The following is a 23,281-nucleotide window of genomic DNA, read 5'->3' as shown; positions in this document are numbered from 1 at the left end:
TCCGCCCGACCACGCAAACGTGAACTCGCTGGAGGCGCGGCGGGTGGCAGAAGAAAAGCGCGACAAGCCGTACACCCCTACCGACCGGCAGGGGCCGGTGTCGGCGGCCTTGCGCGCGTACGCCTCGATGGCCGCCTCGGCCAGCGACGGCGCCTACCGCCGCGTCCCGGAGTGACCTTCGCCTGCCGCCGGTCCGACCTGGAGTCACACCCCCGGGATGCCGCACGGGAACCCATCGTCCACACTTATATTGCGAAGAGCTGAAGGTCGCCATCTCACAGACCGACGGCCTCGCCTGCGAACCTCCTAGCCAGTACACACTGTCAGGGGCGATCGGTATGGAAGAAAACTCCACCAGACGAGCGTCGCCAAAGACGGCCCGAGCCGAACGACTTCCCCGTGTCTTCATCGGATCCTCGTCCGAGGGCGCTGACTGGGCCAGCGAGTTGCAGGCAGAGCTGCGTAAGGTTTGCTCCCCCATTGTGTGGTCCCAGGGCGTGTTCGGGCGGAACGGACTGTCCACGGCCTTGCAAGATCTGACCGCGTTTCTGGCGACCTGCGACTTTGGCGTCCTGGTCGGCACACCTGACGACCTGACTTACAGCAGAAGCAACGAGTCGGCTTCGGTACGCGACAACGTGTTGATCGAGATCGGCCTGCTGGTCGGCATCCTCGGGCCCGAACGTGTCATGCTGCTGCTGCCCGAGGACGTCGATGTCGCAATACCTTCGGACCTGGCCGGCGTGATACCCCTCGACTTCCGGTTCAACGTGAGCGAGGACGAAATGCGAGCCAGCATCGGACCTGCGGCAACCACGATCAGGCATGCAATCAGAAGCCTTGGGCGGCGTCCAGATGTCTCTGCGAGTCCCCTGCTCACGGCGCGGGCGGCGACCTTCGCCATCGACCTACTCGGCGACGTGATGCAGGACATCGGCCAGGGGACGAGCGCCACGACGCTCAACGCCAGGTGGACGGAACACTTACTCGAACGGATCCACGGCCTCTTCGTCGATCGGGCGGACGATCTGGTCGTCTCGTGGCTCAGACCGAACGCCAACAACAAGCTCGCGCCGTACGAATGGTACGGAAAACCCTACGAGGACCACTACGAGTACGCGGCTGGGGAAGGGCTGGCCGGACGGGTGTGGAGTTCCGGCGTGGCTGACATGCACAGCCCGTCTGCGCCTTCGCCGCGGTGGCTGGCTCGCACCGGCTGCGAGAACGCGGTCTACCTGTGCGCACCAGTCGGTGGCAGCCTTGGCGATCTCGGAGTTGTCGGGGTGGGCTCAGACAAGGGCTTTCCGATCAGTTCGGATGACCTGCTGCGCATGCAGTTGCTCGTTCAGGTGCTGGGCGTGGCGGTTCGCGTCCGCGACAACAGAGGGGCTTCCCGTGACGACCGGTAACACCAGCGGAGGTGACGTCGTCGCCCACGTGGACGCGTCGGCGCAACTGGTCAAAATCTTCTACCGCAACTACCGCGGCCAAGAGAGCTGGCGGACTGTTCGGCCGATCCGCATCAGATTCGGTTCGAACGAGTGGCACCCTCACCCCCAGTGGCTCCTTGATGCGATTGATGTCGCTCGTGGCGTGGAGCGGTCCTTCGCTGTCCGCGACATCGCCCGCTGGACACCGCAGGCAACCGGCTGCGGCTCCGTCGAAACCCCGTCTGGATCGGTCAACCTGCCCTGACGAATGCCTGGGAGCATCACTCCCAACAGACCAGGTGGCCGGATACGGGCGACCGATGGTCGTGCCGTCCCCCCAGAGCGAGCGTGATCATGGGACGTCAGCCGATGTCGTTGACGCAGCGCAGCACCGGGCGCGACGCCAGCGCGTCGGCGTCCAGCGCGGCCCCGGCCCGGACGGAGAACGTGGCCGACTCGCCCGGCAGCAGGGTGACCAGGGCCTTGTCGACGGATGCCGAGGCGTCCAGCCGGTCCGGGAAGAGGGTCAGGTCGCGCAACACCGTGCGAGCCGTCACCCGGACCCGCTGCCCGCCGTCGACCGGCTCGACCGTCGCGTCCCAGGCCGCCACCGGCCAGTCGACCTCGCGATCCTCGGCGAAGAACCACAGCGCCCGCTCCGCCGTGTCGCCCGCCTCCGCGACCAGCAGCTCACGACGGCTCTCGTCCGGCCGCGCCAGCTCCGCCGGCAGCGTCAGCACCACCGAGGAGTACGCCGGGATGTCCACCTCCACCGTCGTCTTTGCCCGAGGTTCGCCGCTCAGGGTCAGCCGGGTCACGGGAACAGATGCCTGCCACGGCCGAGCGGTCTCGTTCACCGCGACCAGGGCCAGCCCGCCGTCGCGCGGCTGCACGGTGAGCAGGCGGTCGGCGTATGCGTGGCGCAGCGCGTACCACAGGGGTTTGCGGCGGCCGTCGCCGTCGACGGCCGACCAGGAGGTCACCGGCCAGCAGTCGTTGAGCTGCCAGACGATCGTGCCGGCGCAGACGTCGCGGTGGGAGCGGAAGTGCTCCACCCCGAGCTGGATGGCCCGCGCCTGGTTGAGCTGCGTGAGGTAGTGCCAGTCGTCGAAGTCGGCCGGAGCGGGCAGGTGGGCGTCCAGGCCCCGCTGGAGCTTGGTGTCACCGCCGGCCGCCTTCTGGTGGTGGGCCATGCCCGGCGAGTCGGGCGCCAGGGGTTCGTCGCTGAGCGCCCGCCGCAGGGTCGCGTACGCGGGTGGCGCCTGGTAGCCGAACTCGGCCACGAAGCGCGGCAGGTACTCGCGGTACTTCGCGTAGTCGTCGGTGTTCCACACGTCCCAGATGTGGGTGGTGCCGTGCGCCGGGTCGTTGGGGTGGATCGTCTCGCTCCCCGACCAGGGGCTACCCGGCCAGTACGGACGGGTCGGGTCCAGCTCGCCAACGATGCGCGGCAGTAGGTCGAGGTAGTAGCCGCGTCCCCAGGTGCGCCCGGCCAGGGCTTCCTGCCAGTCCCAGTCGTGCCAGCCCCAGATGTTCTCGTTGTTGCCGGTCCAGAGCACCAGCGACGGGTGCGGCGTCAGGCGGGTCACCTGCTCGCGGGCCTCGGCGGCCACCTCACCGCCGAGACCACCGAACGGCTCCTCCTCGGGGTACGCGGCGCAGGCGAAGAGGAAGTCCTGTTGGACCAGGAGGCCGCGTTCGTCGGCGAGGTCGTAGAAGTCCTCCGACTCGTACCGGCCGCCGCCCCAGACGCGCAGCAGGTTGACGTTGGCGGCGGCGGCCTGGTCGAACCGGTCGGCGAGCCGGTCGCGGGTGATCCGGGTGGGGAACGTGTCGTCGGGGATCCAGTTGACGCCCCGGACGAAGACGGGCACGTCGTTGACCGAGAGCGCGAACGGGGTGCCGTGCTCGTCGGGCGTGGTGTCCAGCCGGACGGAGCGGAAGCCGATCCGCCGGGACCAGGTGTCCAGGGCCTCGCCGTCCGGCGCGTGCAGGGTCACCTCCAGCAGGTGGCGGGCCTGTTCGCCGTACCCCCGGGGCCACCAGAGCGCGGGCTCGCGGACGGCGAGGGTCAGCACGGCCGTGCGCTGGCCGGCCTCGACGACGACCTCGGCGCGGACGCCGCCGACGGCGGCCCGGACGGTCAGCGGGACGTCCGCGACCCGCTCGACCTCGATGTGCACCTCGACCCGGCCGTCGCGGCCGTCGAGGGTGACCAGCGGGCGGACGGTGGCCAGCCGGGCGGTGGACCAGGCGTGCAGGGCGATGTCCTGCCAGATGCCGGCGGTGACCAGCGTGGGCCCCCAGTCCCAGCCGAAGTTGCAGGCCATCTTGCGGACGAACTGGAAGGGCTCGGGGTACGCGTTGGGTCGGTCGCCGAGTCGGTCGCGCTGCGCCTCGGCGTAGCGGTACACGGAGTCGAACGCGACGGTCAGCTCGTTGTCGCCGGCCCGCAGCAGCGCGCGGACGTCGAACCGGTAGCCGCGGTGCATGTTCTCGGTGCGGCCGACCTCGACGCCGTTGACGCTGACGGTGGCGACGGTGTCCAGGCCGCCGCAGACCAGGTCGATCCGGTCGTGGTCGCCGGCCGGCGGACGGAAGGTCGTCCGGTAGCGCCAGTCGGAGCGGCCGATCCAGGCCAGCGACAGCTCGTTGTCGTCGAGGTACGGGTCGGGGATCAGCCCGGCGTGGAGCAGGTCGGTGTGGACACACCCGGGCACGGTGGCCGGTACGGTCCGGTCGGCGATCTCCGCGGGAACGTCCACGTCGGACATCGCCCGCAGCGTCCAGCCGTCGTGCAGGGCCTGTCGGCTCACGATCCACCGCACCTTCGTGATCGAGACGTTAGCTGAACCGGATAAGCTCAGCCACCGTACGATCCGACCCCCGGGGTGTCAAAACCCTCGAAGCGTTAAGGAGCACGCCGGTGAAGCGGCCGACCATCGCGGACGTCGCCCGACGGGCGGGGGTGTCCAAGGGCGCCGTGTCGTACGCGTTGAACGGGCAGCCCGGCGTCTCCGAGGCCACCCGGCAGCGCATCCTCGCCATCGCCACCGAGATCGGGTTCAGTCCGAGCAGCGCCGCGCGGGCACTCTCCGCCGCCACTGCCCGGGCCGTCGGCCTGGCCCTGTGCCGCCCCGCGCGGACGCTGGGCGTCGAACCGTTCTTCATGGCGCTGATCAGTGGTGTGGAGGCCGAACTGTCGGCCCGCTCGTACGCGCTGACGTTGCAGGTGGTGGCCGATCACGACGCCGAGATCGCGGTCTACCGGCGGTGGTGGGGCGAGCGCCGGGTGGACGGGGTCCTCGTCTGCGACCTGCGCACCGACGATGCGCGCATCCCCGCCCTGGAACAGTTGCGCCTGCCGGCCGTGGTCATCGGCGGGCCGGGCGGCACCGGGGAGCTGGCCAGCCTCTTCTCGGACGACGCGGCGGCGCTGACCGAGGCCGTGGAGTACCTGGTCGCGCTCGGGCACCGCCGGATCGCCCGGGTCGCCGGCCTGCCCGACCTGCGGCACACCAAGATCCGTACCGACGCCTTCGCGGCGGTGTGCCGGCGTCTCGGCCTCTCCGACACGGCCACCGTCTTCTCCGACTACACCGGCGAGGAGGGCGGGCGGGCCACGCGACGACTGCTCAGCGCCACCTCCCGGCCCACCGCGGTCATCTACGACAACGACGTGATGGCCATCGCGGGACTCTCGGTGGCCCAGGAGATGGGCCTGACCGTGCCGGCCGACCTGTCCATCGTGGCCTGGGACGACTCGCCGCTGTGCCGGCTGGTGCACCCGCCGTTGACGGCCCTGGGCCGCGACATCTCCGCGTACGGCGCGCACGCGGCCCGCCACCTGCTCGGCGTCATCGCGGGCGAGCCGGCGACCCGGTTGCGGGACGAGACACCGCAGTTGACCCCGCGTGGCAGCACGGCACCGCCCCGGGAGAGGTGAACCGGTTCATTACCGGTACGCCGAGGGAAACTCCTCGAAGTACGCCTCGACGCGCTCGGCGGTCGCCGGACGGGACAGCGCGAAGCCCTGCCCGTAACGGCAGCCGGCCCGGTGGGCGCCCTCGACCTGGGTGGGCGACTCCAACCCCTCCGCGACGATCTCCACACCCAACCGCTCACCGACGTTGACCACCACGTCGATCAGCGGCGGCTGCCCCGTAGGCTCGGCCCCGACCAGGTCGGGCCCCACCTTGAGCAAGTCGATCGGCAGCCGGCGCAGGTGGGCCAGCGAGGCGTGTTCGGGCCGGAAGTCGTCGAGCGCGGTGCGTACGCCCAACGACCGCAGGCCCGCCAGCCGGGCCACCACCGTCGACAGGTCGGCAGCGACCCTCGGCTCGGCCACCTCCACCACCAGGCGCTCGGGCGGCACCCCGTACGCGGCCAGGACCGCCGCGGCGCGCTGCACGAAGTCGGGCGTGGTCAGCTCGCGGGTGGTCACGTTGACGGCCATCCACAGCTCCCGGGGGCCCGCCGACCAGGCCGCCAACTGCCGGCAGGCCCGGTCCAGCACCCACCACTCCAGCTCGCCGACCAGATCCAGATCCTCGGCGACCGGCAGCAGCTCGGCCGGGAGCACCGTGCCGAGCACCGGGCTACGCCACCGCAGCAGCGCCTCGGCGCCCACCGGCTGACGATCGGTCAGGTCGAGCACCGGTTGGTAGACCAGGTCCAGTTCGCCCCGGGCCACCGCGCCCGGCAGCTCCCGTTCCAGGTCGAGCCGACGGACCAGCTGCTCCTCCAGGAACGCGTCGTACCACTCGACCCGGTCCCGGCCCAGCTGCACCGCCCGCCGCCGGGCCAACTCGGCCTGACGCAGCACGTCGGCCGGCCCCGCGCCGCCCACCTCGGCCAGCCCGATGCTCGCCTGCACGCGCAGCACCGACCCGGCCAACCGGTACGGCGACGTGAGCGTGCTCAGCAGCCGGGTGCCCAGCGCGTACGCCAGCACGGGCCCCGCGCCGGTGACCACCGCGAAACCGTTGCCAGCGCAGGCGGTCACCAGATCGCCGGGCGCGACGACCGCCCGTGCCCGCAGGGCGGCCTCGGCAAGCGCGTCCTCGCGGGCCACCGGGCCCAGCCCTTCGATGCCGTGCAGCTCCACCAGCAGCAGCGCACCGGCCGGAGCGGGCACGTCGCCGATCGCGGCGAGGGCGGCGAGTAGGGCCGCCCGGTCCCCCGGCCCCTCGCCGGCCGGGCCGAAACCATGGCGCGACCAGGAGACACCCGTGTCGGGCCACGTCGCGTCGACGCCGGACGCAGGAGACCACGAATCGGTTGCCGGGGCCTGCCACGGCGGTTGCGACTCCCGTCGGCGGACCGTGTGGTCGGCGGCCCGACGGTGCGCGGCGGGCCGCTCGGGAACACCCCCGTCACCGCCGCGCAACAGCTCCCGCAGGACCAGAGGTGGCACCGCCGCCAGGGCGAGCAACAGGCTCGTCCGGTCCGGAGTGCGGCCGGAGCCGAGGTGCAGCCCCGCCGCAAGCAGCAGCACCGAAGCCGGGAGAACCGCCCGTGGCCAGGTCGTGGTCGGTGAACCGGACGGCGGCGTCGAGCTGGCCGACGTTACCGCCGAGGTCGCGCCCAGAGCCGTCAGCAGCATGCCGAGCACCAGCGGCGGCACCGCGAGAAGCGGCGCGCGCCCCGACGACGTGGGCGGCAGGATCGTCAACAGCGCCAGACCGACCAGGGTGAGCAGGAGGCCTCCCCGGCAGATCGCGTGGCCCGAGCGCCGCCCGGCGCCCGTGAACGCGCTGAGCGCGGCGATGCCCAACCCGGCCGACACCAGCGCCGCGACCAGCCGGGCCGGGGCGGGGAGAGTGTCCACGGGCAGGAGCAACCACCCGGCAAGGGTCAGACCGATCGTCGGTCCCGTCGCCTCGACCAACTCCCGCAGTCGGGTCGGCGAGGGCGTCCGTGCCGGGAGCCCGCGCAGCCCGGCCACGGCCAGGGCCGCGACGGTGAGCGACCCGAGCAGCGCGAACGCGCGCTGCCGGGTGTCGACCAGCGGCAGCGCGGCCGCGACCCAGCCGGCGGCCACCACCGCCGCGTCGAGCAGGACCAGCCGCACCCGCCCCGAGTAATCGCTCGACGGCGGTGCGGGCCGACCGGCGGCCAGCCGGGAGAGTCGTACGCCGGCCAGGGTGGCGCCCGCGCCGCCGGCCAGCGCGATCACCACCGGGGGCGGGACCATCCCCGCCACCCCGGCGAGGACGAGCAGCGCCACGGCCGTGGACACGGCGGCCTCCGGGGCCGCCCGACGGGAGACGAGGAAACGGAACGGATACGCGAGGAGCACGGCGGTCGCCTTCGTGAGGGGGCACGGGGCGGTGCGGCGGTGCGGGTGGTGCGGGTGGTGCTGCGGTGGCGCGGGTGGCGGATGTTGCGAGTCCGCAACCCAACACTGGAAAACGACCGGCGACCGGATTGGTTACGCGTCGGTCATCGGCACGAAGCAGTGACCCGTGTCACTGTACGCGTGCGGGCACCCGTGACACCGCCCGCCGCGACCCCGGCCGACCAGGGGTGGGATCATCGCGGGGTGAGTACGCCCGACACGGTCCGCTTCCGTTTCAACCAAGCCATCCTGGTCGCCTCGGTCATCGCCTTCATCGGCGCCCTGCCGCTGGCGAACGCCCGGGCGTACCTGCTGCCGGTGCTGCTCGTCCCGCTGGGCGTCGGGGTGTGGGCCTGGCGGGCCGGCACCGACGCCGACGCGCGGGAGCTGCGCCTGCGGGCGCTGTTCGGGCAACGCCGGATCGGCTGGGACCACGTCGTCGAGTTCGCCACCGACGCACGCGGGCGGGCCGTCGCCCGACTCGACGACGGCCAGCAGGTCGTCCTGCCGGCGGTACGCGGCACCGACCTGCCTCGCCTGGTCTCGGCCACCGGCCAGAGGATGCCGGACGAGTCCGCCGAGACGCCCGGCGCGTAGGCGGCCCGCTCCCCGCCGCCGGCTCAGTAGCCGTCGACCACCGTGTTGACGAGCGGTTCACCGGCGGCGAACCGCCGTACCTGCTCGCCGACCAGCCGGTACGCACGCGGCAGCAGACCCCGCACCGACCCCGCCACGTGCGGCGTGAGCAGCACGTTCGGCATCGTCCACAGCGGAGATTCGGCGGGCAGCGGCTCCGGGTCGGTGACGTCCAGCGCGGCCGAGATCCGACCCGTGGCCAGCTCGGCGACGAGCGCGTCGGTCCGGGCCACCGGGCCTCGGGCCGCGTTGACCAGCAGCGCCCCGTCGGGCATCGCGGCCAGGAAGTCCTTGTCGATCAGACCACGGGTCTGGTCGGTGAGCGGCACCAGCACCACCACCACGTCGGCGTGGGGCAGCAGTCTCGGCAGCTCCGCGACGGCGTGCACCGACTGCTCCGGCCGGGCGCTGCGGGCGACCAGGGTGAAGCTCACCCCGAACGGCGCGAGCCGGTCGCGCACCGCCGTGCCGATCGAGCCGGCCCCGACGATCAGCACCCGCTTGCCGGTCAGCTCGTCGGTCGGCGCGTTGCCGTCGTACGCCCACCGCCGCTGCCCCTGAGCGCGGGCGAAGGCGGGAAACGCCCGGAGCTGGGCCAGGATCGCGGTGACCACCCATTCGGCGGTGGAGGGATCGTGCACCCCCCGGGCGTCGCAGAGCGTGACCCCATCGGGCACCCGACCGACCCAGGCGTCCGCTCCGGCGGAGAGCAGTTGCACCACCGCCAGGTCGGGCAGCTCACCCAGCAGTGCGGTGGCGTCCGAACCGCTCAGGAACGGCGGCACCCAGAAACGGACGTCGGCCACGGCGGACGGCAGGCGGTCGGCGCGTTCGGCGACCTCCACCGTCACGCCCGAGGGCAGCTCGCCGACGAGGTCCAGGCCAGCGTGGTGCGGAATCCATACCTTCACGTCCGCCGACGATAGCCGCCGGCGTGACGGCCGGTGCGGGCACGGCCGCGAACCGACGCCCCGGGGGATGGCGCACCGGAGCGGGACGGGCGAGACTCGGCACACCGACGTTCGGTCCCGGCCACGACGAGGTATAACCAAGGATCGGAGGGCCGGTCGGCCTCCGCCCCGGCAGACAGGTGTTCGATGACCGACGGCTCCCCCGCCAGCGCGCGACGCTCGAACGCACCACCCCCGGCGCTCGGCGACGCGGCGCGGCTGCGTGCGCTCGCCGACACGGGCTTGGACGCCGCCCCGGACGAGGCGTTCGACCGGTTCGCCCGACTGGTCAGCGACCTGCTGGAGGTTCCGGTCGCGCTGGTCTCGCTGGTCTCCGCCGACCGGCAGTTCTTCCCGGGGGCGGTCGGTCTGCCGGAGCCGTGGTCGCAGCGGCGGCAGACGCCGTTGAGCCATTCGTTCTGCCAGCACGTGGTGGACATCGAGGTGCCCATGGTGCTGCCGGACGCCCGGCTCTACCCCCGCGTGCGGGACAACCTGGCCATCGACGACCTCGGCGTCGTCGCGTACGCCGGCATGCCACTGACCGACCTCTCCGGCCGGGTGCTCGGCTCGCTGTGCGCCATCGACAACAAGCCCCGGGCATGGACCGCCGGGCAGCTGCGGACGTTGTCCGACCTCGCCGCCGCCTGCTCGTCGGAGCTGCGCCTGCGGATCGCGCTGGACGGGGCTCAGGAGGCGCGTCGGCGGGTCGTGCAGGCGCACGAACGACTGGAACTGCTGGCCGGTGTGAGCGAGACGCTCGCCGGCACGCTGGACGTGGGCACGTCGCTGCGCCGGCTCGCCGACGCCATGGTGCCGGTGCTCGCCGACTGGTGTCTGCTCACCCTGGTCGGGCCATCGGGGCAGCCCCGGGAGGCGGTCGCGGTGCACCGCGACCCGGCCCGAACGCCGGACGTGGACCGCTTCGCCGAGCTGCTCCGTACCGGCCTGAGTCCGGAGTCGGTGATCCGGACGGTGCTGCGAACCGGACAGCCTCGGCTCGGCGGGGTGGCGTCGCTGGCCGACGTGGCCCGGGGCACCACGGTTCCGGAGATGACGACGATCGCCGAGCGGTTGGGTATCACCTCCTACCTCAGCGTGCCGGTGCCGGCCGCCGGGGGCACCGTGCTGGGCGCGATCACCCTGATCAACGGCCCCGACCGGCAGCAGTTCGACCACCCCGACCTGCTCACGGCCGTGGACATCGGCCGCCGAGCGGGACAGGCCATCGGCAACAGCTCGATGTACGGGGAGCAGCGGCACGTCGCGGAGGTCCTGCAACACAGCATGCTGCCGCGGTTGCCGCTCGTGCCGGAGTTGGAGCTGGCGGCCCGCTACCAGCCGGCCGCCGACCGGGTGGAGGTCGGCGGCGACTGGTACGACGCCTTCGTGCAGCCCGACGGCGAGCTGATCGCGGCGATCGGGGACGTGGCCGGGCACGACATCGAGGCCGCCGCGACCATGGGTCAGCTCCGCAACCTGGTACGCGGCAACGCGTTCGGCCGGCCGGACCAGGTCGGGGCGCTGATGAGCCACCTGGACGGCGCGATCCGCGGCCTGCGGCTGCCCATCGCGGCCACCGCCACACTGGTACGGATCGGCCCGGCGCGCTCCGAAGTCCACGAGGTGACGTGGTGCAACGCCGGGCACCCACCGGCCCTGGTGGTCCGCGCGGGCGGTGCGGTGGAAGTCCTCGAGGCGACGCCGGAGCCGCTGCTCGGCCTGGCCCGACCCACCCCGCGGACCAGCCACTCGACGAGCCTCGCTGCCGGAGACACCCTGCTGCTCTACACCGACGGGCTGATCGAACGCCGGGACCGGTCCATCGACGACGGCCTCGCCGAGCTGGTGGGCCGGCTGGCCGGCACCGACGCGGTGCCCCTGGACGAGCTGTGCGACCTGCTGCTCGCCGCGATCCAGCACCGCGAGGACGACACGGCGCTGCTGGCCGTCCGGGCCCGCTGAGAGCGGAGGACCCCGGCCCACCCGGCCGGCGGGCTACGCTGGGCCGGGTGAGAGCCCGTCCCCCGTACCCTCGCGTCCGCCGCCTCCGGGCGGTCCTCGCGGCGTCCTGCGCGGCGCTGCTGTTCGCCTCGGGTTGCAGCTTCGGCGAGCCGGACCCCGATCCGGCGGGCGAGCCACCCAACCTGCCGACCCCGTCGGCGTCGCCGAACGCGGGCGGCGCGGGCCAGCAGGCGGTGACCACCGTGCTGGCCAAGGGACTGCGGGTGCCGTGGGCCATCGCGTTCCTGCCGGACGGCGGGGCGCTGGTCACCGAGCGGGACACCGGCCGGATTCTCCAGGTGGGCCCGGAGTCCGGTCCGGACGGGCTACGGGTCCGGGTCGTGCAGACGATCGACGACGTGGCGGCGGCGGGTGAGGGCGGCCTGCTCGGCATCGCCGTGTCCCCCGGCTACGCCCAGGACCGGACGGTCTTCGTCTACTACACCGCCGAGCAGGACAACCGGGTCGCCCGCCTGCAGATCGGCGGGCAGCCCACCCCGATCCTCACCGGTATCCCGAAGGCGAACGTGCACAACGGCGGCGGCCTGGGGTTCGGGCCGGACGGGCAGCTCTACGTCAGCACCGGTGACGCGGGAGAGCGGCCCAACGCGCAGGACACCAAGAGCCTCGGCGGCAAGATCCTGCGGATCACCGCCGACGGCAAGCCCGCGCCGGGCAACCCGTTCCCCGGTTCGCCGGTGTGGTCGTTCGGCCACCGCAACGTGCAGGGGTTCGCCTGGGACGCGGCCAAGCGCATGTACGCCGTCGAGTTCGGCCAGAACACCTGGGACGAGATCAACCAGATCACCAAGGGCGGTAACTACGGCTGGCCGGAGGTCGAGGGGCGGGCCGGCGACAAGCGCTACACCGACCCGATCACGCAGTGGGCGACGTCCGACGCGTCCTGCTCCGGGCTCGCCGCGACGGACCGGCTGCTCGTCACCGGCTGCCTGCGTGGGAAGCGACTGTGGGTGATGGAGTTGACCGACACCGGCACACTGCTCGGGCAGCCGAGCGAGCTGTTGACCAACCGGTACGGGCGGCTGCGCGCGGTGGCCGCGGCGCCCGACGGCTCGCTCTGGGTGAGCACCTCCAACCATGACGGGCGGGGTGACCCGGCGGCCGACGACGACCGCCTCCTGCGGGTGGTCTTCGCCGGCGGCGACGGCGGCCGCAGCTGACCTGCGTCACCTTCCGCCCAGGTTTGCCAAGATCCTTCGACGGGCAGGTCAGAATCTCAGCATGGACGGGCAACGCGACGAGCAGCACGGCGACGCCGAGGGCCGGGACGACCCGGTGACCGGCGGCGAGCCGTCGCGCCCGGCCCGCCGACGGATCGGCCGCCCCGGCGGGCCGGTGCGGCGCACGGGCATGATCCTCGCCGTGCTGGTGGTGGCCCTGGCCGGGGCGGCGCTCGGCGTGCTGGCCGGCGGTCGGGTGAACACCGACATCGGGCCGTTCCGGGCCAACCTCACCCTCTCCCCGGCCACCGACGGCGGGACGACGATCGACGTACCGCCGCTGGGCGCGCTGCTGCTCGACAGCCACAGCGGGCCGACGCACCTCACCGTGCGACTCGGCGCGCTCGACCAGGGACGCACCGAGGCGCTGCTGGACGACCCGGCGAGCATCAGTCGGGCCAGCCAGAGCGCCGTCGAGGACGTGCGCTCCGGGGTCATGCGGCTCGGTCTGCGTACCCTCGCCTCGGCGGTGCTGGTCACCCTCATCCTGGCCGCGTTGGTCTTCCGGGACGTGCGCCGTACGGCCTGGGCCGGCGGGTTGGCGCTGCTGGTCACCGCCGGCAGCCTCGGCACGGCCGCCGCGACACTGCGCCCGCAGGCGATCGAGGAGCCGCGCTACGAGGGTCTGCTGGTCAACGCGCCCGCGATCGTCGGCGACGCCCGTCGGATCGCCAACGACTACACGAAGTACGCCGAGCAGCTGCAACGCATCGTCGGCAACGTCAGTCAGCTCTACACGACGGTGTCGGCGTTGCCGGTGCTGGATCCCGCGCCCGGCACCACCCGGGTCCTGCACGTCTCCGACATGCACCTCAACCCGACCGGCTGGCAGCTGATCCGCACGGTGGTGGAGCAGTTCGGCATCGACGTGGTCATCGACACCGGCGACATCACCGACTGGGGCAGCGAGCCGGAGGCGTCGTTCGTCGGCTCGATCAGCCTGCTCAAGAAGCCGTACGTGTTCATCCGGGGTAACCACGATTCGGGCAAGACCGGCGCAGCGGTGGCGCGCCAGCCGAACGCGATCGTGCTGAACAACTCGACGACCACGGTCGCGGGGCTGACCATCGCCGGCATCGGCGACCCGCGCTTCACCCCGGACAAGAACACCTCGCCGGCCGGCAGCGGGCTGACCCAGGAGGTCGCCGACCAGGTTATCGGCGCGGGTGAGCAGCTCGCCGCGACGATCCGCAACTCGCCGCGGCCGGTCAACATCGCCCTCGTGCACGACCCGGCGTCGGCCGGGCCGCTCGCCGGCACCTGCCCGCTGGTGCTGGCCGGGCACACGCACGCCCGGCAGGTCTCCAAGTTGCCGCAGGCCCCCGGCCAGCAGCCGACCGCCCTGTTCGTGGAGGGCTCCACGGGCGGGGCCGGGCTGCGCGGTCTGGAGGGCGAGAAGCCCACCCCGCTGTCGATGACGGTGCTCTACTTCGACCAGCAGAAGATGCTCCAGGCGTACGACGACATCACCGTCGGCGGCACCGGTCAGGCCCAGGTCAACCTGGAACGCCACATCGTGCAGGACCCGAGCGCCGGCGCGCCCGCCTCGGTGACCCCCACGCCGACCCGCTGAGCGCCGGCTACCGCCAACCGCCCACCGGCTCGGCGGTGCCCGCCCGCCCGCCCACCCACCCAGCTGATCCGGAGCCGGAGCCGCAGGTGCGTGCGCAGCCTTTGCTCTGCTTCAACGGAGGCAACAGTTACGACGGGTTACTCCGCTCTCGCCGCGCGCACCCGAATTTCCGCAGCTCAGCACGGTGTTGCCTATGTTGAAGCAGAGCAAAGGGCGGAGAGAGCCCGGTAGGTGGGCGGACACCCCTCACTGTCTGTCGCGGCGGCACTGAGATACGAAGGCCGGCACACGCGAACCGGCCACACGCGAACCGGCCACACGCGAACCGGCACACACGGGCCGCCACGCACGAACCGCCACGCACGAACCGGCAGCCGCCGCCACGCGGGCGGAGCCCGCGCTCGCTGGCGCGGTCAGCGCAGGGCGAGGGCGGCCAGGGCCGCGTTGACGATGCTGCCGGGGAGCAGGTCGTGCAGCTCGTACAGGTCGGCCACGCTGCCGGACTGGCCGAACTCGTCCACCCCGAGCGGCACCGCCGGGGCGCCGAGCGCCGACCCGAGCCAGGCCATGGCGTGCGAGGCCGCGTCGTGCACGGTCACCACCGGGACCCGGTCGGCGAACGCGGACCGCAGGGCGCCCGGCACGCTGGGCACGGTGGCGGTGCGTACGCCCTGTCGCAGGGTGCGCTGCCAGGCCCGGTAGAGCCGGTCGAGGCTGGTCACGTCCACCACGTGCGCGGCGATGCCCTCCTCGGCCAGTTCGGCGGCGGCGGCCAACACCTCGGGCAGCACCGCGCCGGAACCGGCGAGCTGCACCACCGGCGCGTCGGCCAGGTGTGGGTACGCCTGGTGCGCGTCGACGAGCCGGTACGCCCCGGCGACCACCTGCCGGCGCAGCACCGCGTCACCGAGCCGGGTCCGGGCCGCCTCGAACGGCGTCTGGTCCAGCGGACGGGTGCTGAGGCGGAAGTAGTACGCGCCGTCCTCCGCGGGGGCGGCGGTCGCGGCCGGGGTCGCCCCGCCGGCGATCTGCCCCAGCGCGTCGCAGAGCAGCCAGTCGAGGCTGCCCGCGTACGCCGGCTCGACGAACGTCACCCCGGGCAGCTCCAAGCCGACCGACGCGGTGATCGTGGACTGGTGGGCGCCGCCCTCGGGGGCCAGGGTGATACCGGACGGCGTGCCGGCCACCACGAACCGCGAACCGGAGTACGTGCCGTAGAGGAACGCGTCGAGGCCCCGCAGCACGAACGGGTCGTAGACCGTGCCCACCGGCAGCAGCGGCTGACCGGACAGGTCCCAGGAGAGGCCGAGCTGACCGAGCAGCAGGAACAGGTTCATCTCCGAGATGCCCAGCTCGATGTGCTGCCCGGTGGGGCTCTCGGTCCAGCGCAGCATCCGGTCCTCGGTCCAGGAACGCTGCTCGGTGGGGGCGAACACGCCGGTCTTGTTGATGAACCCGGCGAGGTTGGTGGAGGTGGCCACGTCCGGGGCGGTGGTGACCAGGTAACGGCCGACCTCCCGGTCCCGCGCCAGGTCCACCAGCACCCGACCGAACACCTCCTGGGTGGAGATGGGCTTGTTGGCGCGTACTCCCGTGCTCTCCGGAACGGTGACCCCCAGCGCGCGCTCGCGCGGCGCGCGGGACAGCGCCTCCCGGCGGGCGCCGGCCCGGACGCCGGCCGGGGACGCCGGGTCGAGGCGGTCCCACTCGGTCTCGGCGGTCAACCCGTGCGCGGCGCGCAGCGTGTCGACCTGCTCGGTGCTGAGCAACGCGGAATGGTTACGCGGGTTGCCGGCGATGGGCAACCCCCAACCCTTGACGGTGTACGCGAAGACGACGCTCGGCCGGTCGGTAACCGCGTCGCACTGGGCGCAGGCGTCGAGCATCGCCGAAAGGTCGTGCCCGCCCAGGTCGGTGACGAGCGGGCCGAGGTCCTCGTCGGTGATGCCCTCGATCAGCTCGGCGATGCCGGCCGGCGCGCCGTCCAGGAACTGTTTGCGCAGCGTGTCGCCGGCCAACCCGAACAGCGACTGGTACTGCTCGTTGGGCATCGCGTCGATCCAGTCGCGCAACGCCCCGCCGCCCGGCCGGGCGTACGCCTCGGCGAGCCGACGGCCGTACTTGACCTCCACGACGTGCCAGCCGGCCGCCTCGAACTGCCCCCGCCACTGGTTGATCCGGATGCCGGGCACCACCCGGTCCAGAGACTGCCGGTTGAAGTCGACGAGCCACATGACGTTGCCCAGCCCGGTGGTGGCCGGGTCGGCGACCGCCTCCCAGATGTTGCCCTCGTCCAGCTCGGCATCGCCGATCAGCGCCACGAATCGGGAGCGCGGCCGGGCGCCGAAGTGCGCGTCGACGTACCGGCGGGTGGCGGCGGCGAAGAGCGGCGCCGCCGCGCCCAGACCGACCGACCCGGTGGAGAAGTCCACCTCGTCGGGGTCCTTGGTGCGCGACGGGTACGACTGGAGGCCACCCCGTGCCCGCAGCCGGGGCAGGTAGGACCGGTCCAGGTTGCCCAGCAGGTACTGGATGGCGTGGAACACCGGGGAGGCGTGCGGCTTGACGGCCACCCGGTCCTCGGCGTCCAGGTGGGCGAACCAGAGCGCGGTCATCGCCGTGACGAGCGAGGCGCTGGACGCCTGGTGGCCACCGACCTTCACCCCGTCGCCGGTGGCCCGGTCGTGGTTGGCGGCGTCCACGATCCGGGTGGCGAGCCAGAGCACCCGCCGCTGGATCTCGTCGAGGACGTCAAGGTCGTGCTCGTTCACGGTGCTCCATTCAGGCGTCGCCGTTGACGCCGCAGCAAAGTGGTGCAGAGGGGATGCAAGGAAGGGCCCCTTCCTAACGCCTGGTGCATAGGAGGGGGCCCTTCCTGACAACGGGTCAGCCCTGGACGCCCAAGCGTTCCAGGATCAGCGTGCGGACGGCGGCGGCGTCGGCCTGACCACGGGTCGACTTCATCACCGCGCCGACGAGCGCGCCGGCCGCCGCGACCTTGCCGCTACGGATCTTGTCGGCGATGCCCGGGTTGGCGGCGATGGCCTCGTCCACGGCGGCGGTGAGCGCGCCGGTGTCCGAGACGACCTCCAGGCCCCGGCTGGTCATGATCTCGGTGGGCGAACCCTCACCGTCGACCACGCCCTCCAGCACCGTGCGGGCCATCTTGTCGTTGAGCTTGCCGGCGTCGACCAGGCCCTGCAGCTCGGCGACCTGCGCCGGGGTCGCGCCGATGTCGGCCAACTCCACGCCACTCTCGTTGGCCCGGCGGGACAACTCGCCCAACCACCACTTGCGGGCCGCCGCCGGCGTGGTGCCGGCGGCCACGGTGGCCTCGATCAGCTCGACCGCGCCGGCGTTCAGCACCGACTGCATGTCCAGGTCGGACAGGCCCCACTGCTGCTGAAGCCGACGCCGGTGCACCCGGGGCAGCTCCGGCAGGGCGGCCTTCAGCTCGGCGACCCAGGCCGGGTCCGGGGCGACCGGCACCAGGTCCGGCTCCGGGAAGTACCGGTAGTCGGTCGCCGTCTCCTTCGAGCGACCCGGGGTGGTGTCACCGGTGTCCTCGTGGAAGTGCCGGGTCTCCTGGGTGATCCGGCCGCCCGCGTCGAGCACCGACGCCTGCCGCAACATCTCCGAGCGGACCGCCCGCTCCACCGACCGCAGCGAGTTGACGTTCTTCGTCTCGGTACGGGTGCCCCACTCCTGCCCCGGCAGGTTGAGCGAGGTGTTCACGTCGCAGCGCAGCGAACCCTCCTCCATCCGCACGTCCGAGACGCCGAGGGTACGGATCACGTCGCGCAGCTCGGCGACGTACGCCCGGGCCACGTCGGGGGCGAGCGCGGCGGTGCCCGTGACCGGCTTGGTGACGATCTCGACCAGCGGGATGCCGGCCCGGTTGTAGTCGACGAGCGACTCCGTCGCGCCGTGGATCCGCCCGGTGGCGCCGCCGACGTGCAGCGTCTTGCCGGTGTCCTCCTCCAGGTGCACCCGCTCGATCTCGATCCGGACCGTCTCGCCGTTCACCTCGACGTCCAGGTAACCATCGACGCAGATCGGCTCGTCGTACTGGCTGATCTGGAAGTTCTTCGGCATGTCCGGATAGAAGTAGTTCTTCCGGGCGAACCGGCACCACTCGGCGATCGAGCAGTTCAACGCCAGACCGATCCGGATGATCGCCTCGATGGCGGCCTTGTTGGCCACCGGCAGCGACCCGGGCAGGCCCAGGCACACCGGGCAGACCCGGGTGTTCGGCTCGCCGCCGAAGTCGGTCGGGCAGCCGCACCACATCTTGGTGTTCGTGCCCAACTCGACGTGGGTCTCCAGGCCGATCACCGGTTCGTAGCGCGCGACGACCTCGTCGTACGCGGGCAGCGTCGTCGTCATCTGGGCTCCTGCCTCACAGTGCCGGTGGGGTGAACGTGCCGACCGCGGACTCCAGCGCGGCCGCGACCCGGTACATCCGGTCGTCGGCCATCGTCGGGGCCATCACCTGCAGGCCCACGGGCAGCCCCTCGGAGAGACCACAGGGCACCGAGATGCCCGGACCGCCGTACAGGTTGGTCGGAATGGTGAACAGGTCGGCCAGGTACATCTGGTACGGGTCGGCGGTGCGCGCGCCGATCGGGAAGGCCGTGAACGGCGTCGTCGGCGAGATCAGCGCGTCGACCCGCTCGAACGCGGCGGTGAAGTCCCGCGTGATCAGCGTACGGACCTTCTGCGCCTGCCCGTAGTACGCGTCGTAGTAGCCCGACGACAGCGCGTACGTCCCGATCATGATCCGGCGCTTCACCTCGGGGCCGAAGCCGGCCTCGCGGGTCAGCGACATGACCTCCTCCAGCGAGCGGTTGCCGTCGTCACCGACCCGCAGGCCGAACCGGACGCCGTCGAACCGGGCCAGGTTGGAGGAGCACTCGCTCGGGGCGATCAGGTAGTACGCCGGCAGCGCGTACGCGAACGTCGGGCAGGAGATCTCGACGACCTCGGCGCCCATCTTGGTCAGCGCGTCCACCGACTCGCGGAACGCCGTCATCACGCCCGGCTCGGCGCCCTCGCCGACGAACTCGCTGACGATGCCGAGCCGTACGCCGGTCAGGTCGCCGGTCGCGCCGAGCTTCGCCGCCGCCACCACGTCCGGTACGGGCTGCGGGATCGAGGTCGAGTCGCGCGGGTCGTGCCCGCCGATCACCTGGTGCAGCAGGGCGGCGTCGAGCACGTTCCGGGCGCACGGGCCGGGGGTGTCCAGCGACGAGGAGAACGCGACCAGTCCGTACCGGGAGGTCCCGCCGTAGGTGGGCTTCGCCCCGACGGTGCCGGTGACCGCGCCGGGCTGGCGGATCGAGCCACCGGTGTCCGAGCCGATCGCCAGCGGCGCCTCGTACGCGGCCAGCGCGGCGGCGCTGCCACCACCCGAACCACCCGGGATGCGGCTCAGGTCCCACGGGTTGTGCGTCGGGCCGTACGCCGAGTACTCGGTGGAGGAGCCCATCGCGAACTCGTCCATGTTCGTCTTGCCCAGCATCACCGTGCCGGCGTCGCGCAGCCGCTGCACGATCGTCGCGTCGTACGGCGGGCGCCAGCCTTCGAGGATCTTCGAGCCGACGGTGGTCGGCACGCCACGGGTGGCGAGCACGTCCTTCACCGCGACCGGCACGCCCGCGAGCGGGCCCAACTCCTCACCGGCGGTCCGGCGCTCGTCCACGGCGCGGGCGGCGGCGAGCGCGCCCTCGCTGTCCACGTGCAGGAACGCGTGCACCCGGTCGTCGACCGCAGCGATCCGGTCCAGGTGCGCCTGGGTCACCTCGACGGCGGAGGTCTCCCCGCCGGCAACCAGGGCAGCGATTTCCGTCGCGGTCATTCTGGTCAAATCGCTCATGCCGTCACTCCGCTTCGCTCCGTGACGTCACGAGACACCACGGCACTGCACCGATGATTCGCTCGCTGACGCTCGCTCATGACGCCACGTCCTCGCTCAGAATCCGGGGTACGCGGAACCGCTGCTCCTCGGCGTCGGGCGCACCGGACAGCACCTCCTCGGGGGTCAGGCACGGCGTGACGACGTCCTCGCGGAAGACGTTCGTCAGCGGCACCGAGTGTGAGGTCGGCGGGATGTCCGCGGCGGCGACCTCGCCAACCTGGGCGACCGCCTGGAGGATCACGTCGAGCTGGCCGGCGAACGTGTCCAGCTCCTCCTCGGTGACGGCGAGCCGCGACAGGCGCGCCAGGTGCGCGACCTCCTCGCGGGAGATGGCGGCCATCCGTGCCCCCTTCTGATGTCCTGCTGGTCGGGCGGTGTGCCGGCCGCGCGACGGGTGCAGAGTGACGCGCGGTGACCGGAGCGAGTCTATTGTTCCGCGCCCCGCGCCGGCTGCTCGGGTGGGTCAGCGCGTCAGCCGGCGGCCGGAGTCCGTCTCCGGGCCGCCGCTGGGGCGCACCGGCCGGTAGCGGGCCAGCCACGTGACCAGCTCCTCGGCGGGCATCGGACGGGCGTAGAACCACCCCTGGGCCGCGTCGCAGCCGGCCGCGTAGAGCATCCGCCAGGTCCGCTCGTCCTCCACACCCTCCGCGACCACCCGCAGGCCCAACGCCCCCGCCAGCTCGATCGTCGAGCGGACGATCGCCGCGTCGTCGGCGTCCTCGGCCATGCCCAGCACGAACGAGCGGTCCACCTTCACCTCGGACAGCGGCAGCCGGCGCAGGTGCTGCAAGGACGAATAGCCGGTGCCGAAGTCGTCAAGCGCAATGGCCACCCCGATCTGGTGCAACCGGGTGATCGTCGCCAGCACCCGACGCGGATCGGCCATCAGGGCGCCCTCGGTGATCTCCAGTTGCAGCCGCTCGGCCGGCACCCCGTAGCGGGCCAGCCGATCGGCGATCTGGTCGGCGATCTCGCCGGTGTGCAGGTCACGCACGCTCACGTTGAGCGCCGCGCGCAGCCCGATGCCGGCCGCCGACCACTTGGCGAGTTGCTCCACCACGTCGTCCACGACCCGGCGGGTGAGCAGCCGCATCACCGCGCTCTGCTCGGCGACCCGGATCAGCTCCTCCGGGTCGACCATGCCCCGGCGGGGATGCCGCCAGCGCAGCAGGGCCTCGACGCCGACCACCTCGCCCGTCGCGATGGCGATCTGCGGTTGGTAGTACATGGTTATCTCACCGGCGTCGTCGACCGGCTCGCCCTCGCGTGACCACCCGGTCGGCCCGATCGTCCGCCCGCCCGTAGGGGACCCGCCGTCACGCCCCGGACGGCGGTCGCCCGCCGCCGACGGCGCGCCACCGTTCGGCGAGCGCCGCCCGTGGCCGCCGGCACGCCGGTCCCGGCTCAGGCCGGGACGGGTACCGGGAATCGTCGCGCGGCTGTTGCGGCCCCGGATCGGATCGGCCCCGGTGGCGATCCGATTGATCAACTCATCGGCGTGCGCCACCTCGTCGCCGGCACGCCGACGGCGGCCCCACCACCGCCCGCCGGTCACCGGCGGCAGGGCGATCACCGGGGCGGCCCCGGCCGGCAGCGCGGCGCCGTCACCGCCGCGCACCTCGGCCTCCACCGCGAGGGGTACGTCTGCCGTCCGCTCCGAACCACCCCGCTCGGCGTGCCGGGCAGGCGCCGCCTCGCCCGCTGGTACGACCTCCGCCGCGTCCACGGCGTGGCCTGCCCTGTCGGCGTGACCTGCGGCGGCCGCGTGGCTCGCGTCGGCCGCGTGGCTCGCGTCGGCCGCGTCATCCGCCTCGGCGGCGGGTGAACCGGATTCGAGCACTCGTCGGAGGTCGGCGAGGAGCCCGAGACGCTCGGCCGAGTTGTGGTCGGACTCCGGGGCGTACACGGCGACCGTGTCGTTACGGTGCTTGGCGTCGTACATTGCCACGTCGGCGTGCCGCATCAGGGTGGCGAAGTCCTCACCGTGCTCGGGGAAGAGGGCGATCCCGATGGAGCCGCCGACGTCGAGCGGCAACCCGTCCAACGGCACCGGCTCGGCCAACGCCCCGACCACCCGGTCGGCCAGCTCACGCGCCTGACCGACGTCGGACAGCCCGGTCATCACGATGGCGAACTCGTCCCCACCCAGCCGGGCGATCATCTGCGGTCGGGGTTCCACGTCCGCGAGTCGGGCACTGACCTCGACCAGCAGCCGGTCCCCCACCGCGTGCCCGAGCGCGTCGTTGACGTTCTTGAAGCGGTCCAGGTCGATGAGCAGCAGCGCCAGATGTCCACCGGGCTCGCCCCGGGCGGTCCGCTCGGCGTGCAGGTGGACCTGCTCCGCCACCTCGGCCAGCAGCGCCTTGCGGTTCGGCAGCCCGGTCAGCGGGTCGGCGGCGGCGAGGTGCTGCTGTTCGACGGTCAACCGGGCCATCCGGTACACGGCGAACAGCGGCACCAGCACCAGCGGGATCAGCGCCGCACTGAGCCGGGCGGCGGCGACGAGCACCGGCGCGAGCAGCAGCAGCGAGCCGGTGGAGAGCAGTTCGAAACCGACGCCCTGGCGAACGGTGGGCCACCAGCGACCGCCGAAACGCAGTCGTACGGCCCAGCTCACCAACCCGTAGTTCACCGAGAACCAGGCGAGCGTCGCGCCGCCGACGGCGACCACGTCGGTCCAGTGCAGGCGTCCCCCGGAGAAGATGGTGCCCGGCCCGAGCTGGACGACCCCGTACGCGGCGGCGAGCGCGCAGGCGTACTGGCCGACGTTGAACGCCGTCCGCCAGGCGGCGTTGCCCATCCGCCATCCGGAGACGATCACTCCGAGGGCCTGCACCGCCACCGCCGGGCCGAGCCCCCAACCGAGCAGGATCGCGAAGGTGAAACAGGTGGACGGGAAGACCGCCGAGGTCTGCCGTCGCCCGGGTGGGACGAACGGGCGCGCGTCGCAGATCACCGCGAGCGCGGCCATCGTCCAGAACGCCACCGGCAGCCGGGACAGCTCCCCGGGGAGCGTCGCGAGTGGACCAGCGGCGGTCAGCGCCGCCACCACCAGGATGCCGACGACGAAGGTGGCGAACGGCGCCACCCGCCCAGGTGGGAGGGAGTTGCGCGGGTCGGCGACCTCCATCACACCTCCCGAGGAACCGTCGACGTGTCGGTGAGCACGCCGTGACCCAATGAAACGCCC

Annotated in this window: 16 protein-coding genes; 8 read left to right on the top strand and 8 right to left on the bottom strand. The window is 72.6% G+C overall.

The annotated features are described in order from the left end of the window. Window positions 1–19 precede the first annotated feature (19 nt). The 3 genes from ABZ272_RS24030 to ABZ272_RS24020 all read left to right on the top strand — a co-directional run bounded on the left by ABZ272_RS24030 (window position 20) and on the right by ABZ272_RS24020 (window position 1,695). Window positions 20–175 (top strand): hypothetical protein, encoded by a 156-nt coding sequence (locus ABZ272_RS24030; RefSeq protein ID WP_355052160.1) that lies wholly within the window; start codon window positions 20–22, stop codon window positions 173–175. Window positions 176–338: 163 nt separating this feature from the next. Next, window positions 339–1,409: a TIR domain-containing protein gene (locus ABZ272_RS24025; RefSeq protein WP_355052159.1), complete on the top strand. Its 1,071-nt coding sequence runs from the start codon at window positions 339–341 to the stop codon at window positions 1,407–1,409. Then, window positions 1,396–1,695 (top strand): hypothetical protein, encoded by a 300-nt coding sequence (locus ABZ272_RS24020; RefSeq protein ID WP_355052158.1) that lies wholly within the window; start codon window positions 1,396–1,398, stop codon window positions 1,693–1,695. Before ABZ272_RS24025 ends, ABZ272_RS24020 begins: the two co-directional genes overlap by 14 nt. A 97-nt stretch (window positions 1,696–1,792) precedes the next feature. On the opposite strand, the gene ABZ272_RS24015 is transcribed toward ABZ272_RS24020, so the two are convergent. After that, window positions 1,793–4,204, bottom strand: coding sequence for a glycoside hydrolase family 2 protein (locus tag ABZ272_RS24015; RefSeq protein ID WP_355052184.1), 2,412 nt, complete (start codon window positions 4,202–4,204; stop codon window positions 1,793–1,795). A 152-nt stretch (window positions 4,205–4,356) separates the two neighbouring features. Here ABZ272_RS24015 and ABZ272_RS24010 point away from each other — a divergent pair, with 152 nt between their 5' ends. Continuing rightward, window positions 4,357–5,376: a LacI family DNA-binding transcriptional regulator gene (locus ABZ272_RS24010; protein WP_355052157.1), complete on the top strand. Its 1,020-nt coding sequence runs from the start codon at window positions 4,357–4,359 to the stop codon at window positions 5,374–5,376. A 9-nt stretch (window positions 5,377–5,385) separates the two neighbouring features. Here the strand turns inward: ABZ272_RS24010 and ABZ272_RS24005 are convergent, their stop codons facing one another. Continuing rightward, entirely contained in the window at window positions 5,386–7,731 is a 2,346-nt protein-coding gene (locus ABZ272_RS24005) for a GGDEF domain-containing phosphodiesterase (protein WP_355052156.1), read from the bottom strand. 243 nt (window positions 7,732–7,974) lie between these two features. Between ABZ272_RS24005 and ABZ272_RS24000 the strand changes: the two genes are divergently transcribed. Next, the gene (locus ABZ272_RS24000) at window positions 7,975–8,367 is read left to right on the top strand and encodes a PH domain-containing protein (protein WP_355052155.1); all 393 of its coding nucleotides are present in this window, start codon (window positions 7,975–7,977) and stop codon (window positions 8,365–8,367) included. Window positions 8,368–8,390: 23 nt separating this feature from the next. Here ABZ272_RS24000 and ABZ272_RS23995 read toward each other — a convergent pair whose 3' ends face one another. After that, the gene (locus ABZ272_RS23995; RefSeq protein WP_355052154.1) at window positions 8,391–9,317 is read right to left on the bottom strand and encodes a 2-hydroxyacid dehydrogenase; all 927 of its coding nucleotides are present in this window, start codon (window positions 9,315–9,317) and stop codon (window positions 8,391–8,393) included. 186 nt (window positions 9,318–9,503) lie between these two features. Here ABZ272_RS23995 and ABZ272_RS23990 point away from each other — a divergent pair, with 186 nt between their 5' ends. The 3 genes from ABZ272_RS23990 (at window position 9,504) to ABZ272_RS23980 (ending at window position 14,174) form a co-directional block, all read left to right on the top strand. Next, complete coding sequence (locus tag ABZ272_RS23990; protein ID WP_355052153.1) at window positions 9,504–11,321, top strand: SpoIIE family protein phosphatase; 1,818 nt, start codon at window positions 9,504–9,506, stop codon at window positions 11,319–11,321. A 47-nt stretch (window positions 11,322–11,368) separates the two neighbouring features. Then, on the top strand, window positions 11,369–12,541 hold the full coding sequence (locus ABZ272_RS23985; RefSeq protein WP_355052152.1) for a PQQ-dependent sugar dehydrogenase: 1,173 nt from the start codon (window positions 11,369–11,371) through the stop codon (window positions 12,539–12,541). Window positions 12,542–12,602: 61 nt separating this feature from the next. Then, window positions 12,603–14,174 carry a metallophosphoesterase gene (locus ABZ272_RS23980; protein ID WP_355052151.1) on the top strand — a complete coding sequence of 524 codons (1,572 nt, stop codon included), beginning with the start codon at window positions 12,603–12,605 and terminating at the stop codon, window positions 14,172–14,174. A gap of 413 nt (window positions 14,175–14,587) precedes the next feature. Here ABZ272_RS23980 and ABZ272_RS23975 read toward each other — a convergent pair whose 3' ends face one another. The 5 genes from ABZ272_RS23975 to ABZ272_RS23955 form a co-directional block, all read right to left on the bottom strand. Then, a complete protein-coding gene (locus ABZ272_RS23975) occupies window positions 14,588–16,945 on the bottom strand; it encodes a pyruvate dehydrogenase (protein WP_355052150.1) in 2,358 nt (785 codons plus the stop codon). Between the two features lie 115 nt (window positions 16,946–17,060). Further along, the gene (gene gatB, locus ABZ272_RS23970) at window positions 17,061–18,560 is read right to left on the bottom strand and encodes an Asp-tRNA(Asn)/Glu-tRNA(Gln) amidotransferase subunit GatB (protein ID WP_355052149.1); all 1,500 of its coding nucleotides are present in this window, start codon (window positions 18,558–18,560) and stop codon (window positions 17,061–17,063) included. 13 nt (window positions 18,561–18,573) lie between these two features. After that, on the bottom strand, window positions 18,574–20,049 hold the full coding sequence (gene gatA / locus ABZ272_RS23965; RefSeq protein ID WP_355052148.1) for an Asp-tRNA(Asn)/Glu-tRNA(Gln) amidotransferase subunit GatA: 1,476 nt from the start codon (window positions 20,047–20,049) through the stop codon (window positions 18,574–18,576). Window positions 20,050–20,125: 76 nt separating this feature from the next. Further along, window positions 20,126–20,431 carry an Asp-tRNA(Asn)/Glu-tRNA(Gln) amidotransferase subunit GatC gene (gatC, locus tag ABZ272_RS23960; protein ID WP_355052147.1) on the bottom strand — a complete coding sequence of 102 codons (306 nt, stop codon included), beginning with the start codon at window positions 20,429–20,431 and terminating at the stop codon, window positions 20,126–20,128. Between the two features lie 123 nt (window positions 20,432–20,554). Beyond that, window positions 20,555–23,221 (bottom strand): EAL domain-containing protein, encoded by a 2,667-nt coding sequence (locus ABZ272_RS23955; protein ID WP_355052146.1) that lies wholly within the window; start codon window positions 23,219–23,221, stop codon window positions 20,555–20,557. Window positions 23,222–23,281 lie beyond the last annotated feature (60 nt).

Source organism: Micromonospora sp. NPDC005979, assembly GCF_040614415.1.
Lineage (GTDB): Bacteria > Actinomycetota > Actinomycetes > Mycobacteriales > Micromonosporaceae > Micromonospora.
The sequence above is the reverse complement of the archived record's forward strand: the minus strand, read 5'-3'. Positions and strand labels throughout refer to the sequence as shown.